The 16,270-nt window shown below is 49.3% G+C and carries 16 protein-coding genes; 11 read left to right on the forward strand and 5 right to left on the reverse strand.

What is annotated here, in order from left to right:
- Positions 1–310 precede the first annotated feature (310 nt).
- Both MEALZ_RS03640 and MEALZ_RS03645 read right to left on the reverse strand, forming a co-directional pair.
- Positions 311–1,141, reverse strand: coding sequence for a flagellin N-terminal helical domain-containing protein (locus MEALZ_RS03640; RefSeq protein WP_046061347.1), 831 nt, complete (start codon positions 1,139–1,141; stop codon positions 311–313).
- 189 nt (positions 1,142–1,330) lie between these two features.
- Positions 1,331–2,128 (reverse strand): cytochrome C assembly family protein, encoded by a 798-nt coding sequence (locus MEALZ_RS03645; protein WP_014147253.1) that lies wholly within the window; start codon positions 2,126–2,128, stop codon positions 1,331–1,333.
- Between the two features lie 132 nt (positions 2,129–2,260).
- Between MEALZ_RS03645 and ffh the strand changes: the two genes are divergently transcribed.
- The 8 genes from ffh (at position 2,261) to lpxA (ending at position 8,024) form a co-directional block, all read left to right on the forward strand.
- On the forward strand, positions 2,261–3,616 hold the full coding sequence (gene ffh / locus MEALZ_RS03650; RefSeq protein ID WP_014147254.1) for a signal recognition particle protein: 1,356 nt from the start codon (positions 2,261–2,263) through the stop codon (positions 3,614–3,616).
- A 77-nt stretch (positions 3,617–3,693) separates the two neighbouring features.
- Positions 3,694–3,945: a 30S ribosomal protein S16 gene (gene rpsP, locus MEALZ_RS03655; protein WP_014147255.1), complete on the forward strand. Its 252-nt coding sequence runs from the start codon at positions 3,694–3,696 to the stop codon at positions 3,943–3,945.
- Between the two features lie 3 nt (positions 3,946–3,948).
- Entirely contained in the window at positions 3,949–4,455 is a 507-nt protein-coding gene (gene rimM / locus MEALZ_RS03660) for a ribosome maturation factor RimM (RefSeq protein ID WP_014147256.1), read from the forward strand.
- Between the two features lie 10 nt (positions 4,456–4,465).
- Positions 4,466–5,206: a tRNA (guanosine(37)-N1)-methyltransferase TrmD gene (trmD, locus tag MEALZ_RS03665; RefSeq protein WP_014147257.1), complete on the forward strand. Its 741-nt coding sequence runs from the start codon at positions 4,466–4,468 to the stop codon at positions 5,204–5,206.
- 13 nt (positions 5,207–5,219) lie between these two features.
- Positions 5,220–5,564 carry a 50S ribosomal protein L19 gene (gene rplS, locus MEALZ_RS03670; RefSeq protein WP_014147258.1) on the forward strand — a complete coding sequence of 115 codons (345 nt, stop codon included), beginning with the start codon at positions 5,220–5,222 and terminating at the stop codon, positions 5,562–5,564.
- 289 nt (positions 5,565–5,853) lie between these two features.
- Positions 5,854–6,363, forward strand: a complete 510-nt coding sequence (locus MEALZ_RS03675; RefSeq protein ID WP_014147259.1) for a methylated-DNA--[protein]-cysteine S-methyltransferase — start codon at positions 5,854–5,856, stop codon at positions 6,361–6,363.
- A complete protein-coding gene (gene xerD, locus MEALZ_RS03680) occupies positions 6,360–7,244 on the forward strand; it encodes a site-specific tyrosine recombinase XerD (RefSeq protein ID WP_014147260.1) in 885 nt (294 codons plus the stop codon). Before MEALZ_RS03675 ends, xerD begins: the two co-directional genes overlap by 4 nt.
- A gap of 6 nt (positions 7,245–7,250) precedes the next feature.
- Positions 7,251–8,024 carry an acyl-ACP--UDP-N-acetylglucosamine O-acyltransferase gene (gene lpxA / locus MEALZ_RS03685; RefSeq protein WP_014147261.1) on the forward strand — a complete coding sequence of 258 codons (774 nt, stop codon included), beginning with the start codon at positions 7,251–7,253 and terminating at the stop codon, positions 8,022–8,024.
- A 63-nt stretch (positions 8,025–8,087) separates the two neighbouring features.
- Here lpxA and MEALZ_RS03690 read toward each other — a convergent pair whose 3' ends face one another.
- Positions 8,088–8,417 carry a DUF2845 domain-containing protein gene (locus MEALZ_RS03690; RefSeq protein ID WP_014147262.1) on the reverse strand — a complete coding sequence of 110 codons (330 nt, stop codon included), beginning with the start codon at positions 8,415–8,417 and terminating at the stop codon, positions 8,088–8,090.
- A 316-nt stretch (positions 8,418–8,733) separates the two neighbouring features.
- Here MEALZ_RS03690 and MEALZ_RS03695 point away from each other — a divergent pair, with 316 nt between their 5' ends.
- From MEALZ_RS03695 to MEALZ_RS03705, 3 genes are read left to right on the forward strand one after another with little or no spacing between them, the layout of a single operon-like run.
- Positions 8,734–9,201: a 4Fe-4S dicluster domain-containing protein gene (locus MEALZ_RS03695; protein ID WP_014147263.1), complete on the forward strand. Its 468-nt coding sequence runs from the start codon at positions 8,734–8,736 to the stop codon at positions 9,199–9,201.
- Positions 9,202–9,210: 9 nt separating this feature from the next.
- Positions 9,211–11,061 carry an aldehyde ferredoxin oxidoreductase family protein gene (locus MEALZ_RS03700; protein WP_014147264.1) on the forward strand — a complete coding sequence of 617 codons (1,851 nt, stop codon included), beginning with the start codon at positions 9,211–9,213 and terminating at the stop codon, positions 11,059–11,061.
- A gap of 8 nt (positions 11,062–11,069) precedes the next feature.
- Positions 11,070–12,341, forward strand: coding sequence for an NAD(P)/FAD-dependent oxidoreductase (locus MEALZ_RS03705; protein WP_014147265.1), 1,272 nt, complete (start codon positions 11,070–11,072; stop codon positions 12,339–12,341).
- Between the two features lie 194 nt (positions 12,342–12,535).
- Here MEALZ_RS03705 and MEALZ_RS03710 read toward each other — a convergent pair whose 3' ends face one another.
- Together MEALZ_RS03710 and MEALZ_RS03715 are read right to left on the reverse strand one after the other, a co-directional pair.
- Complete coding sequence (locus tag MEALZ_RS03710) at positions 12,536–13,882, reverse strand: FAD-dependent monooxygenase (protein ID WP_014147266.1); 1,347 nt, start codon at positions 13,880–13,882, stop codon at positions 12,536–12,538.
- Positions 13,883–13,905: 23 nt separating this feature from the next.
- Positions 13,906–16,158, reverse strand: coding sequence for a terpene cyclase/mutase family protein (locus tag MEALZ_RS03715; protein WP_014147267.1), 2,253 nt, complete (start codon positions 16,156–16,158; stop codon positions 13,906–13,908).
- Positions 16,159–16,270 lie beyond the last annotated feature (112 nt).

Here is a 16,270-nt window from a genome sequence, read left to right on the forward strand (position 1 = left end):
CCTCCGCCCACCAGAGTGCTTTCATTTGTCGGGGCGATGGCCAGGTCTTCATGAGCGTTAGGCTTAGGATGTCGCCAAAAATAATGACCCTTTTTCCGAAGCGGGCGTGTTGATATCTGTATGCTCTTGGCTAGTCAAATTTCGGGGCGCCGGAGTGTCCGTCAAAGGACGCAGTGAACCCCTCCATGGGGCTTGGCGGCAGCGTTCCCCGTTTCGCTAGCGACACCCCATACCGTCCTAAAGTTAGCCATTTTTTGAGTATAAAGGGAGTCATACCGAAATTTGAGTGCGACGGGTACAGTATAGGTGCTTATTGCAGTAATTGAAGTACTGATTGTTTCGATTGATTTGCTTGCGCAAGCATGGCGGTGCCGGCTTGTTGCAGTATTTGATTTCTGCTAAGAGCGGCAGTTTCGGCGGCGAAATCGGCGTCGATGATACGGGAGCGGGCGGCAGATTGATTTTCAATTGACGATTGCAAATTAGCAATTGTGGTCGTGAAGCGATTTTGAATGGCGCCTAGCTCGGCTCGAGATGTGTCGATCGATTTAATGGCATTGTCTATTGCGCTGATCGCATTTAGCGCGTTTGATGCGTCTGTGCCGGTAATTACTGCGCCAGTAACACTGGTTAGAGTGATTTTTAGGCCCGTTACAGTGACTGAAATTTGATTGTTTGCGTCGACATTCGCGCCAACTTGAAAGTTCACTCCCCCCGACAAGTCGCCGTCCAAGATTTTTTTACCGTTGAACTCGGTGTTTTCGACAATTCGAGTCAATTCTTGGTTGAGTTGTTGGAATTCGGCGTGTAATTTTTCCCTGTCATCTTCTGAAACAGCGCCATCATTAGCCGCTTGGACTGCGAGGTCGCGCATCCGTTGCAATGTTTCGGTCAATACTCCCATTCCGGCTTCCGCGGTTTGGGCCATCGAGATGCCGTCATTGGCATTTCTTGTGGCAACTGTCATTCCGCGGATTTGCGACGTCATACGGTTCGCGATGGCGAGTCCCGCCGCGTCGTCCTTTGCGCTGTTGACGCGTAGGCCCGAAGATAGTCGTTCCATCGAGGTTTGTAGTCCTTCGTTGGTTTTGTTCAGCATGCGCTGACTATTGATGGAAGCGGTGTTCGTATTGATTACCATGCCTGACATAGCGATTCTCCAAAATGAAAACGAAATTTAAGAAGTCATTTTGGAATAAGCGATTGTTATGCCATGTTAATAAATAATTTATTTATCAGATATTTATGGTTGTAATTGAGTGGGGTTCCGGGTGGGTGGCAAAATATTGACGCATGGCAAATAAATTGTTCGGTATTCAGGCTCTGAAGGTTAGTGCTTTTGCAGAATAATCTCTAAAACCAACTTACTGCCGAAATAAGCCAGCAGCAGCAGCACAAAGCCTACTAGTGTCCAGCGGATGGCGATCTGGCCGCGCCATCCGTATCGGATTCTGCCCAACAATAAGCCGGAAAATATGATCCAGGCGACGATCGATAGTACGGTTTTATGTACTAAATGTTGAGCAAATAAATCGTCGATAAACAAGGCTCCGCTGACCAGCGAAATGGTTAGGAAAAAAAGGCCTGCTCCGATCATTTGAAACAATAACGACTCCATTGCCTGTAGAGGCGGCAGGGATCGAATGACGCGTTTAGGCTGGTGGCTACGAAGTTGCCGGTCTTGAATGGCCAAAAGCATGGCTTGTAAAGCCGCGACATTCAATAGGCTAAAGGCCGAAATCGAGGTTAGGATGTGTATGCTCATCGGCCAGTCGTAGCGCAAGCTTGTCTGGGCTTGAAAGGGGAAGAGCATATCCAAGCCGAGCAGTATCGCGGCCGTCGGAAATACCGCAATGCCTAGTTTTTCCACCGGTTTATCGAAGGTGGCGAAAAGAATTAACAAGGCGACCAGCATGGATACCAGCGACGCCGTATCAAAAAAGCCGAAATTCAGTCCGCTTTGTCGTTCGATGATGACTAAGGTGTAGACTCCATGGGCGGATGCGCCGAGCCAACCTAAGTAAATCGAAGGTTTTTGTGTATTCTCGGTAACGGTTTCTCGAATCAAAAAGCCGGTTGCGGCTAAATAACCCAAAATGGAAAAGATACCTATGGCTGTTATGTTCATGGTCGCGTTGGCGAGAGATAAGGAATAATCGAAAGGTGATCTTAAAGGGTTATGTTAAACTATCCAACTGAATAGTTCTAACCGATTTGCGTTAGCGAACATCCGTTTGAATCATAAATAAAAGATGCCGATATGTTTGATAATTTAACCGACCGCCTAAGCAGTACGCTTAAAACGATTAAAGGTCAGGGTCGTCTGACTGAAACCAATATCAAAGACACGTTGCGCGAAGTCCGCATGGCGTTGCTTGAAGCCGATGTCGCGTTACCTGTGGTAACCGAGTTCATTGAGCGCGTTAGGGAGGGGGCACTCGGACAGCAAGTGCAAACCAGTTTGACGCCGGGACAAGCGATGATCAAGCTGGTTCAGTCGGAGCTGATCAAGGTTATGGGCGAGGAGAATGAAGGGCTTAATCTTAAAGCCAATCCTCCCGCTGTTATTTTAATGGCTGGCCTGCAAGGCGCCGGTAAGACGACCACGGCGGCAAAATTAGGCCGTTTTCTGAAGGAAAAGCATAAGAAAAAAGTCGGTGTGGTCAGTGCCGATATTTATCGCCCGGCCGCGATTAAACAATTGCAAACGCTGGCGGACGATTTGTCGTTGGACTTTTTTGCCAGCGACGCTTCGCAAAAGCCGATCGATATTGTCAATAATGCTTTGGATGCGGCGAAAAAGAAATTTCTCGATGTGTTGATCGTCGATACCGCGGGTCGACTGCATATCGATGATGAAATGATGGGTGAAATCAAAGCGTTGCATGCCGCGATCGATCCGGTCGAGACCTTGTTTGTCGTCGATAGCATGACCGGCCAGGATGCCGCCAATACGGCAAAAGCGTTCCATGATGCTTTGCCGCTGACCGGTGTTATTTTGACCAAGGCCGACGGCGATGCGCGCGGTGGTGCGGCGTTGTCGATTCGCCATATTACCGGTAAGCCGATCAAATTTATCGGTGTCGGCGAAAAAACCGATGCATTGGAGCCGTTTTATCCCGATCGTGTCGCGTCACGTATTCTGGGTATGGGCGATGTGCTCGGTTTGATCGAAGAGATCGAACAAAAAATCGATAAGCAAAAAGCCGAGAAGCTGGCGAAAAAAATTCAGAAAGGCAAGACCTTCGATCTAGAGGATTTACGCGAGCAACTGCTGCAAATGCAAAGCATGGGCGGTGTCGGCTCGTTGATGGAAAAGCTGCCCGGTATGAATCAAGTGCCGCAGGGAATGAAAGATAAGGTCAACGATAAAGAACTGGCGCGTCAAATTGCCGTCATTAATTCAATGACGATGCAGGAGCGCCGGTATCCGGACTTGATTAAAGGTAATCGTAAAAAGCGTATCGCGGTCGGTTGCGGCCAAGAATTGCAAGACGTCAATCGTGTTTTAAAGCAACACAAAATGATGGAAAAAATGATGAAGCGATTCAAAAAAGGCAACATGGCCAATATGATGCGCGGTATGCAAAGCAACATGCGCGGCATGAGAATGTAAATTATCCTTCACTTATGCAAAAAAATGCGTAAAATAGGTCGATTAAATTTTTGATTAATGTTTTTTGAGGATTTTAGATGGTAACCATTCGTCTTTCCAGAGGCGGCGCGAAAAATCGCCCTTTTTATCAAGTCGTTGTCGCTGATAGCAGATGTGGTCGTGACGGACGCTATATCGAACGCGTCGGTTTTTTTAACCCATTAGCGCGTGGTAATGAGCAAAAGCTACAATTAGATATTGAGCGTGTTGCTTATTGGCAAGGTCAAGGTGCTCAGCCATCGGATCGTGTTGCCAGTTTGATTAAAACCGCTAAGAAAGCCGTAGCTTAAAATTTGACCGATCGGCAGTATATCCTTGTCGGGGAAATTTCCGGCGTTTTTGGCTTAAAAGGCTGGGTCAAAATTTTTTCTTACACCGAACCGCGGGAAAATATTTTGTCCTATTCGGCGTGGCAGCTAAGAAAAAACGGGGAGATTAAGTCTCTTAAACTTAAAGAAGGGCAGCGACAAGGTAAAAATGTAGTCGCCCATCTTGAAACTGTCGACGATCGAGATGTTGCGGAAAGTTTGATTGGTTGGGAAATTTATATCGAACGCGATCAGTTGCCTACACTTGCAAAAGATGAATACTATTGGGCTGACCTTGTCGGTCTCAATGTCATCACAAAATCGGGTGTGAAATTGGGGATGATCGATCACTTGTTTGAAACCGGCGCCAATGATGTTTTGGTGGTGAGCGGAGATCGAGAGCGCTTGATTCCGTTTGTAATGGGACAGACAGTCCTGGAGGTCGATTTGGATGGCAAATGCTTGACGGTCGATTGGGATCCTGACTTTTAGTCGACAAGCGATGCGCTTCGATGTTATTACGCTGTTTCCCGAGATGGTCGAGGCCGCGTCGAGATACGGCGTTACCGGTAAGGCGATAGACAACGGTGTAGTCCGTTTGAAGGCATGGAATCCTCGGGATTATACTCGCGACAAGCATCGGACAGTCGACGATCGTCCTTATGGCGGCGGCCCCGGTATGGTCATGAAGTATCAACCGCTTTTTGACGCGGTTAGCGAAGCGAAAGAGAATGGCTTTGGCAATCATGCAAAAGTCGTTTATTTAAGCCCGCAAGGCATGCCCATTACGCAAAGCTTGTTGAATGAATCGGTTCATTGTGAGCAATTAATATTAGTTGCCGGGCGTTACGAAGGTATCGACGAGCGTTTTATCGAAACGGTTTGCGATGAAGAATGGTCCCTGGGCGATTATGTTATCAGCGGCGGCGAGTTAGCTGCATTGATCGTTGTCGATGGGATCTCGCGTTTATTGCCTGGCGTGCTCGGTGATGAGAACTCGGCCCTTCAAGATTCGCATATGGATGGCTTACTGGATTATCCGCATTTTACACGGCCGGAAAATATCGAAGGCCGAGTCGTCCCGGAAGTTCTGCTTAGCGGTAATCATGCGGATATCGAGCGCTGGCGGCTTAAGCAAGCGTTGGGGCGAACTTGGCAGAGGCGTCCTGAATTATTAAAAAACAAGCAGTTGAGTGATGTGGAATACGAACTGCTGCAAGAGTTTATTGTGGAATTGGTTTAATTAAGGTGTGGTGATGAGCAATATTATTGATGTATTGGAAAAAGAACAATTAAGAAATGATATTCCTGAATTTGGCGCGGGCGATACTGTAGTCGTCAATGTTAAGGTAAAGGAAGGCGATCGCGAAAGAATTCAGGCTTTTGAGGGCATCGTGATTGCAAAACGCAATCGTGGACTGAACTCTGCGTTTACTGTTAGAAAAATTTCTCACGGCGAAGGCGTCGAGCGGGTTTTTCAAACGCACAGCCCTATTATCAGCGATATCAAAGTTAAACGCCGCGGTGATGTACGTCGCGCCAAGCTGTATTATCTGCGGAACTTGACCGGTAAAGCTGCTCGTATTAAAGAAAAAATTTAAGTCGAGATTTTGCTTCGTTCCGGCAATAAAAAAGGCAGCCAAGGCTGCCTTTTTTATTGCCGGAAAAACCTGGATTTCCTTGTTTCCACGCGCAGCATACCGGCAGCTAAAGTATGGGTTCCCACGGAGGACCGCTCATCGCTATTCATAAATTGTAGGGTACGCTGCGCGTACCATGGTAACTATAAACTGTTGAAAATTTTCGTGACTTTCGAGTATTTCGTGGTTCAATCACTTTTTACAGACAGTTAATCGATACGACAATTCTTTTTAAGAATGGGAGCGCGATATGCCTTTCATCGTTCACTGGGTCAGCGAGTGCCAGGGTGCCAAAAATATTCGAATACTCCAAACGCCTGCCGGAAAACTGTCGGTACAGCGGTGCGGCGAGGTGATTTGCGGTATCGATTGGTTGCCCGGTGGGCCAGTCATGGTCTCCAGCCTCGATAACGACGATAAACAAAGCTTCGATCCGGTTGAAAATTATTGGCGAGAGCCTAATGCTATTGTGGAACTAAAACTGTTACGGCGCGGCAGCCCATTCGTGCAAACCGTTCAAGACGCATTACTCAGGATTCCGTTCGGGACGACGTTGACTTATAAGGATTTGGCTAAAGTCTTAGATTCCGCGCCGAGAGCGGTCGGCGGCGCATGTCGGAGAAACGATTATCCGTTGATTGTGCCGTGCCATCGGGTTGTTTCAGTAACCGGCCCCGGCGGCTACTCGGGACAAACACAAGGCGAGTCGATGGCTGTTAAACTCCAATTATTGGCTTTCGAGGCTTCGTTTAATCAATGAACCCCAGCGATTTGATCGACCAGTTCCTTGATGCGTTGTGGGCCGAGCAAGGCGTTAGCAACAATACCTTGTCTGCCTATGGTAGCGATTTAACTATTTTCGCGCAGTGGCTCAAGAACATCTCGCTGTTGGAAGTGGGAGGAGACGATATTTCTCGATTTCTGGCCTTCAGATACAATCAAGGCATCGGTAGCCGTTCAAGTGCCCGGTTACTGTCGACATTGCGGCGTTTTTATGCTTATCAGATTCGGGAGAATCGGATCAGCGTCGATCCGACCGCATTGATCGATATGCCTTATATCGGCAGAAAATTGCCGTCTTCATTATCGGAAAACGATGTCGAAGCCTTACTTAAGGCGCCCGAAACCTCGAACCCCTTAGGTTACCGCGACAGAACGATGTTCGAAATGCTCTATGCGACGGGACTCAGGGTTTCCGAATTGGTCGGTTTGCGTTTGGAGCAGGTCAGCCTTCGGCAAGGCGTCGTCAAGATTACCGGCAAAGGCAATAAAGAGCGCTTGGTGCCGTTCGGCGAAGAGGCGATGGAATGGCTTGAAGGTTATCTGCAAACGATACGACCGGCGATTCTCGGCGAGCGGCAAAGCGCTTTTTTATTCGTGACGAATCGAGGCGACGGCATGACAAGGCAGGCGTTTTGGCATATCATCAAACGCCGCGCAAAAGAAGCCTGCATCGTTAAGGAACTGTCGCCGCATACGCTTCGGCATGCCTTTGCGACGCATTTGCTGAATCATGGCGCCGATTTGCGCGTCGTGCAATTGCTGTTGGGCCATTCCGATTTATCGACGACGCAAATTTACACGCACATCGCGCGCGAACGACTGAAAGATCTCCACGCAAAATTTCACCCGAGAGGATAAGCCAAGATGGCGCAAAACATTCATCCGACAGCCTGCATTGCAGAAAACGTAAAATTAGGCGAAGACGTCACGATAGGGCCCTTCGCGGTCATTGAAAGCGATGTCGAAATCGGCGCGCGGTGTCAAATCGGCCCGCATGCAGTCGTGCAACGTTATGTCAAAATGGGCGAAGGCAATATAGTGCATCCGCATGCCGTGCTCGGAGGTCTACCGCAAGACTTAGGGTTCAATGCCGAAACTGTAACGTGGCTCGAAATCGGTAATGGCAATCAATTTAGGGAGGGCTTTACCGCTCATCGGGCGACCAAGGAAAACGGCGCGACGCGCATCGGTTCGGGCTGTTATTTCATGAACAATAGCCATGTTGCGCACGATTGCTCGATCGGGGATAACACGATTTTCGCCAACAATGTCGCGATCGGCGGCCATGTTGAAATCGGGCGTAAAGTATTCATGGGTGGCGGCGTGGTCGTGCATCAGTTCTGCCGGGTCGGTTCTTACGCCATCGTACAAGGCACGACCGGGCTCAACATGGATGTGATTCCGTTTATGTTGATCGGCGGTCGTCCGGCTAAACATTATCGATTGAATACGATCGGTCTCAGGCGCGCCGGGATTACCGGAGAACGTTACAAGGTGCTCGAAACGGCGTTTCGCCGGCTTCGAACCAAAAAAAGTCTCGACGATTTGGAAAAAACCGATGAGCTTAAAGAATTGAAAGAATGGTTGGCGGTCAAATCGAAACGCGGTTTGCACGGCTTCGTCGATCTGTCGGATTGAGCTGAAATGTCGCCCGAGGATTAAATTGACACGCTTTACGTCGGTCGGAAAGGTTCCTGCGAGTCAATTGCCGTAACCGATGCTACGAATTTCCATCAATACGCCGTTTTCGAAAATCAGCTGTTGCTTGAGCCTTCTCGGGCCGAAGTTGTAGATCCATTCGTCGATCGTAATTTGCTGATATTCGGATATGTCGAGCGTGCCTTGCGGAAAACGAAAACGACTGCCCGAAACGCCCAAACGCTTATCGGCATAGTCGGGTTCGCCGCATTTCATGCGAACATCGCTGATATGGTCGCCGGTTTGGACGATCCGTTGTCCGCAGCGGAAAGCAAAGGCTTCGGGGGCTAAGGCGAACAAAAAGAACCCCAGCAGCAAAACAAATTTTTTCATAAATACTCATCGAAACAGAGGATTGAAATTAAAGCTAACGCAAACCGATGAACCAAAAATGAATCAGTAGGGTACTTTTTACGGTTTTTATTTTACACTTGAGTTCGACTATAAACCTAAAAAGAGCAGTTGAGAGTCTCAAACTACTGTTCGCCCTGAGCCTGTCGAAGGGTGAACGGTAGTTTGAGGCTTCATCAAACCGGTGATAGTGTTGTAGACCCTTCAGGCTTCGACTTGGCTCAGCACGAACGGTTTACAACACATGTCAACTGCTCTTTATTAGGATAAACCTTTTTTAGGCGGTAGGAGTATTCGAATGCTAAAGTCACTTCAGATAGAGCCGGAAAAATGTACCGGTTGCCTGCAATGCGAACTGGCCTGTTCGTATCATCATGAAGGGGTTTTTAATCCTTCCAAGTCCCGCATCAAAGTCTTCACATTTCATCATGAAGGCCGTTTTGCACCTTATACCTGCACGCAATGTGCCGAAGCCTGGTGTCTGCATACTTGCCCGGTCGAGGCCATCACGGTCAACTTAACGACCGGTGCAAAAGAGGTTGCCGTCGAGCAATGCGTCGGTTGCAAAGTATGCACGATCGCCTGTCCGTTTGGTACCATCAACTATCAAGTCGAAACCGGCAAAGTCGCCAAATGCGACTTGTGCGGCGGTGATCCGGAATGTGCCAAAGCCTGTCCGACCTCGGCAATCACTTATGTCGATGCCGAACAAACCGGCTATCAAAGAATGCGCGCTCATGCCGCACAATCGATTAAATCGCTATAGGAGATTGTCATGGCCTGGACCGGAAACGTACTACGCGTCAATTTGACCGAACGTACCTGCAGCAAAGAACCGCTTAACAAAGACTGGGCGCTGAGCTATTTAGGCCAGCGAGGCCTGGCGACTAAATATCTAACCGAAGAAATCGACCCCAAAATCGATGCTCTATCGCCGGACAATAAATTGATTATGGCAACAGGGCCTCTGACCGGCACGCCGGCATCGACCGCCGGGCGCTATTCGGTTATCACCAAAAGCCCGTTGACCGGTACGGTCGCCTGCTCGAATTCCGGCGGTTTTATCGGCATGGAATTCAAAAACGCCGGCTGGGATATGATTATCTTCGAAGGCAAGGCTTCTTCTCCGGTTTATTTGTATTTGGAAAACGAAAAGGCTCAATTGCTGCCGGCTGACGAAATCTGGGGTCAGTCGGTTTGGCAGGCCGACGAATGGCTGCATAATCGTCATCAAGATCCCTTATTGCGGATCGCGGCGGTTGGTCGTTCCGCCGAACAAGGTTGTTTGTTTTCAGGGATCATCAATGATTTACACCGAGCTGCCGGGCGTTCAGGCGTCGGCACCGTGATGGCAGCGAAAAATCTCAAGGCCGTCGCTGTTCGCGGCACGCGAGGCGTCGGCAATATCAAAGACCCGGTTGCCTTTATGCAAGCAGTCAATGCCGGTAAAAAAGTACTGGCTGAGGGGCCTGTGACTGCCGAAGGCTTGCCGACTTACGGTACGCAAGTCTTGATGAATGTCATCAACGAAGTCGGCGCGATGCCTACCCGAAATTTCAAGGACGTGCAATTCGAAGGCGCCGCGAAGATTTCCGCCGAAGCGATGCACGATCCGCGCCCTTCGGACGGCAAACCGAATCTGGTCACGAATGCCGCCTGCTTCGGCTGCACGATCGCGTGCGGACGCATTTCGACGATAGCCGGCGGCCATTTTACGATCACAAACAAACCGCAATACCGGGGCGCATCGGGCGGTTTGGAATACGAGGCGGCCTGGGCATTGGGGTCGGATACCGGCGTCGACGATCTCGATGCGCTGACCTATGTCAATTTCTTATGCAACGAAGACGGCATGGATCCGATTTCGCTCGGTTCGACGATCGCAGCGGCGATGGAGTTATACGAATCCGGAGCGATCACGATTGAACAGACCGGTGGCATCGAATTGAAATTCGGTTCGGCCGAAGCGCTGGTTAAATTGACCGAGTTGACTGCTAAAGGCGAAGGCTTCGGACGCGAAATCGGTCTCGGCTCGAAACGCTTATGCGAAAAATACGGGCGTCCCGAATTGTCGATGACGGTCAAGGGCCAGGAGTTTCCGGCATACGACCCGCGCGGCATTCAAGGCATGGGGCTGGCCTATGCGACCTCGAATCGCGGCGCCTGTCATTTAAGAGGTTATACGGTTTCATCGGAAATCATGGGTTTGCCGGAAAAGACCGACCCCTTGATTACCGACGGCAAAGCCGCCTTGGTGAAAGCCTTTCAGGATGCGACCGCAGCGGTGGACTCAGCCGGATTGTGCGTGTTTTCGACCTTCTCATGGACGATGGCCGATATCGCGCCACAGATCGCCGCAGCCTGCGACGGCGACTGGACCGTCGATAGCTTGCTCGAAACCGGCGAGCGCATCTGGAATTTGGAGCGAAAATTTAATTTGGATGCGGGCCTCACCGGCGCCGACGACAATTTGCCCGAGCGTTTGTTAAAAGAAGCCGCCAAAACGGGGCCGGCTAAAGGCAAGGTCAACGACTTGGCCAAAATGCTCCCCGAATATTACCAATTGCGCGGCTGGACGGCAGACGGCATACCGAAAGCCGAAACCTTGTCGCGGCTGTCGGTGTAGGAGGCACTATGCATTATGTCATCATCGGCGCGGGGCCGGCCGGTATCAACGCAGCCGAACAATTGAGAAAACTGGATGCCGGTGCGCGAATTACCATATTCGGCGAAGAGCCGGAAACGCCTTATTCGCGCATGGCCTTGCCGTATTATTTGATCGGTCAGGTCGACGAAAACGGCACCTATTTAAGAAAATCGACGGATCATTTCGAACGCTTGTCTATCGACATAAGTCGTCAACGAGTCGAAAAAATAGACGGTCCGGGCAAGTGTTTACAACTGGCCAATGGCGAAACGATAGCATTCGATAAGCTATTGATCGCAAGCGGTTCAAGGCCGATTAAACCCCCGATTCCGGGCATCGATTTGCCCGGCATTTATAATTGCTGGACGCTAGCCGACGGCCGCAAAATCGCCGAACGATTGAAACCGGGAGCCAGAATCGTGCTAATGGGGGCGGGTTTTATCGGTTGCATCATTTTGGAAGCGCTGGTTAAAAGCGGAGCACAGTTGATCGTCGTCGAAATGGGCGAGCGTATGGTGCCGCGCATGATGAACGAAAAAGCCGGAGGTTTGATCAAGCAATGGTGTCTCGAAAAAGGCGTTGCGATTCATACCGGTACGAAGATCACCGCTTTCGAACCGGAACGAAACGGCTTACGGGTGAAGCTCGACACCGGCGAAACGCTGTCTGCCGATTTTGTCGTTTCGGCGGCCGGCGTTAAAGCCAATATCGATTTTTTGGAAGGAAGCGGAGTTGCAACCGAGCACGGTATCCTGGTCGATCGGCATTTAGAGACCAACATAACCGGCATTTATGCTGCAGGTGATGCGGCGCAAGGCCTGGATTTTTCGACCGGCGAATATACCGTACAAGCGATTCAGCCGACCGCAGTCGATCATGGTTTATTGGCTGCAAAAAACATGGCCGGCGGCCGCGAAGTTTTGCATCAGGGCAGCATTAACATGAACGTACTCGATACGATGGGTTTGATTGCCTGTTCGTTCGGTCTTTGGATGGGGGTAGAGCAGGGGAGTTCGGTCGAGCGCTACAATCCGGATCGATACCGCTATCTCAATTTGCAATTTCAAGATGACCGTTTGATTGGCGCCACCGCAGTCGGCTTGACGCAGCATGTCGGCGTTTTAAGGGGGTTGATTCAAAGCCGAATCAAGCTCGGCGATTGGAAACAACGTCTAATCGACGACCCGACCCGCATTATGGAAGCCTATCTGGCGAGCACTCAAGCGATCGGTCTCAATGCTGGCGTAAACGTTAAATAGTGTGAAACTAAGCTTGGCAATTTAATCATTAAGCGCATTAAGTTCTTCAAGTATCTCAAGGGGATATTTGCTCGTTCCCAAGCTCTTTGCTTGGGAATGCGGTACGAGAAGCTCCAGCTTTTTTAAATGCAGGGGGGCTGAATAATTACTTCGACAAAGCTCAAAACTTCAAGAAGTTATTTATCGGAAAATCCTTAACGCTTGAAATAATCGCTAAAAATCCCCACTAGTGACAGCTCGTTTTTAGCCAGAGGCTTAATAATGGTCAACGCATCCGATAATATTTTAGTGGCCTTGGGCAGGTTGCTAATATTTTCGCGCACTAAGGTATAAGCGCCGAAAAGCGCGACAAAAAAGAATTGCTTCATCAAGGAATAATGATTTTTGTTTAGGCCGGCCAATATCGCAATCGATTCTTTCGCGTTTACTCCGCCACGTTGCAGGTATTTGAATACCGCATTTTTGAGTAATTCGTTCGACATGACCCCATAAAGCGCGTTAGCAAGAATGTTAAGGTTGGCGTTGGCATATTGCCGGTCGCGGTAATAGGCTTCAATTTTTTGATAGATCAAATCGGTGTTTTTGAAATCGGGCATAGCCAATAAATGCCCGCTCAATATTTCTATGTCCGAAAATACCGCCGTTAAGCCGCCGCCGGTTAAAGGGTGACGCATGTTCAACGCATCGCCGAGCATGACCGCGCCTTTACGTATTTTCGGCTTGGCCGCCATGTAGTGATTGGGCATGACCTTAAGCCGGTCTTCTTGCAGGGCGTGTCGGTAGCTTGTCTGCATGCCTTCGGGAATGTAAGGCGTTACATTCGTTTCTAAATGCGCCTGCAGGAATGCCTTTCTGGGAAATTGGCCGCCTGGAAAGTCGATTAAAAGTCTGACTTCATTACTGGAAATGGGATAACAAATGAACGGTGTCGGCCCCGACAAAAACACATGGCCATGCTTGGGCACAGGGGTTTCGCAGTCTTTTAAAATCAAACCGATAAAGTAGGAGGTAACGGTTTTTTCGTTGTTGCTGAGAAGCTCTCTAAAATTAGAAAAAAAACCGTCGCTGGTAATAGTTAACGGCGCATAAATAGATTTGATTTCGTTCGAAACCGAATCGCGGTAATTCACGCCGATGATTTCGTTTTGCTCGTTTTCCAATAAGCTCAAGGCTTTACCTTGAATTTGTGTCACCGATGAGTTTTGTAAGGCCGAGGCTCTGATTTGTTGCAGAAAGCGGCCGTTATGTAAACCCATGCCGTGACTGGGCGATGGATAAGGTATGGTCGTTTGTTCATTGCCTTGCAGCAGCGCATAGCCTTCGACCGGTTGTGCGTCGATGCCGTCTAATAAATGCCCGAGACCTAATTGCTCCAGCGATAATACGGCCCCGGGCTGTAACAGCTCGCCGACAATTCGTTTTTTCTCTTTGTAGCAGTGATCGATCAACGCGATGTTGATACCCTTGGGCGCAAGATAAGCGGCGATTGTCGCGCCTGCCATGCCCGCGCCGATAATGCAAATGTCGAAATTTGGTTCCATCTTTAGTTACTTGATACGCATCATCATTTTTCTAACATCCTTAAATTATAGATCCTACAATATCGGTTCAGCGCCCAAATAGGGAAAATATTCCGATAATTCGCATAAGTGATCATGCAATTATAGTTAAATACGCCGGAAATGTTTTCTTGATGCCAGTCGCCTAGCTCGGTTTGTTTGTTCAATAAAACGCGGATACCTTTGTCGATAACCGATTTATCTTGAAAATTGCCTGACAGCAACGCCAATAGTGCCCAGGCGGTATTGACCGATTGTGAAGTCGCGGCTTCGGTATAAACCAAGTCGGAACACGATTTGAAACTTTCCCCCCAACCGCCATCGGCTTTTTGTTTGCCAACTAAAAAAGCGCAAGCTTTGTTGATGCTGTCGGCTAAAACCGTATCATCGAAATAACCTTTATTGAGTGCCTTGCTCAGCGTCTCTACGGCAAACCAAGTCGCATAGGTAAAGCAAACGGCCCATCCGCCATACCAGGAACCATCGGCCTTTTGTTGCTTAATTATAAAACCGAGCCCTGCGCTTATGGCTTTGCTTATTTCATCGTTTTTATAGGCCGGATAATCTTCTTGACTCTCAATCAGCGAAATTAGGCAAGCGGCGCTGCATTCCGTCCAGGAATAGTCAATCATTATATCGGCAAATACTTCAGAAGGGTTGAGTTTTTCCAACCAGCGAGGCGCGCGCGTTAATTCATAAGTCGACCAGCCGCCATTCGTATTTTGATAAGACAGAATGATGTCGATAGCTTGTTTCATCCGCTGCTCGTCGATAACCGCTTCAACCAGACCGGAACGGTGTATGGACAAAGCCGCGCTTAAGCCTTCCGCGGTGCAATCCGACACCGGCCAGCCGTTGTCTGCTGTCGAAAACGGCCAACTGCCGATCATCGGGTGGCGGAAAAACTCGGCATGCGTCGAGTGTTCGGACTTGATTTGCGAGCGTTCGATGAAGCGATAGCTTCTTTCGATGGTTTTCGGAAATCGTTTGCCCAAGTCGCTTTCCAAAATAGCCCGGGTCGCCAGCGCCGTATCCCAAAGTTGCGAACCATTGTAACCATTCATTTTCATGCCGTCCTCGGCAACCCATAAATAATCGTACCAGCGTTCCACATGGCGTTTAAATCGGTCGGAATCCTTGCCGTAAGCATGCCAAATACAGATCGAATTGATCGCCTTGCTGACCGGGCCGATATCAATGTACTGAGTTTGTTGATCTTCGGCGTCGAGGTATTTGAGAATGTAATTGGTCGTTTTTTTTCTGAGCCGGGAGCTAGCGAATTTTTCGTAAGTGTTCGTGAACAAATTCATCCATTTAAGCACACCCGACGGCTTATAGTAGCGGTCTTTGTCGCATACGGCATCGCGTTGTTTCGGCCAGTCTATCGAGTCGAAGTTTTCATAGAGTTCTTCTCTCAAGGATAGTACCAGCTCGTCTTCGGGGGCTTGAATACGGTGCGCCTGGCAATAGGCCATCGGCAGGTACACCATTCGGCAATGGCACCAGTAGCGCGACGGATGCATCGGCAGCCATTTCGGCAGCAGCCACATTTCCGGAAACAGGCTGTTGAAGCCTCGCCAGTCGTAAAGATTCATCACCGCCAGGTAAAACTTGCCCCAGGAAGGAACGCCGGCTGCCCCGCCGTTGTTTTTGATCCAGTTCCGGGCCTTGACGATGGTCGGATGCTCTTTATCGACGCCGAGAATGCGCAGCGAAACATATTGCATGACCGTGCCGAACATCGTCGACTCGCCTTCGATATGCATGCCCCAGCCCGCATCAGGGTTCTGATGATTGAAAATATAAAGTTTCATCATTTCGCGGTGTGCCTTAGGGAATGGCGTGCCGCTGATATAGGAAGCAATCAATAAGCCGGGCAGAAGAAATAGCGGGCCGCCGTAATCGCCCGGCCAATGCCCGTCCTCGCATTGTAAGTATGAAAAATAGTTTATGCCCTTAACGAGAGAGTCGATAACGGCTTGATCTTCGGCGCTTTTTGCTTGCGGTAAGAGACCGTCGAAAGGCTGAAATTGATTGTTGATTGCGCAATGCCGGTAGACCTGGTCGGCGGAATTCGGATTGATCGACGAATCGAAGCGGAAATCTTCGGCAAATTGTACGATTTCCTCGTCCGAGACCGTTTCGGCATTGTGCAGATGTTGATCGATTTGATCGGAGACGGGCTTGAATGCCCAGATATGCCGTCCATGGTCATTCAATAGACGCCATTTTTTCCAAGCGGGTTTTACAGTCAACATGGTTTTTTATTGTTATTACAAATTTGAAAATGAGCGATGGACCGAAAAAAAGCAGTTTGTCTACGATATCCGTAAAATTGCGAAACTATTTAGGATTTCGTGGGTAGCTATT

The sequence above is a fragment of the Methylotuvimicrobium alcaliphilum 20Z genome, from assembly GCF_000968535.2.
In the GTDB taxonomy this organism is placed as follows: domain Bacteria; phylum Pseudomonadota; class Gammaproteobacteria; order Methylococcales; family Methylomonadaceae; genus Methylotuvimicrobium; species Methylotuvimicrobium alcaliphilum.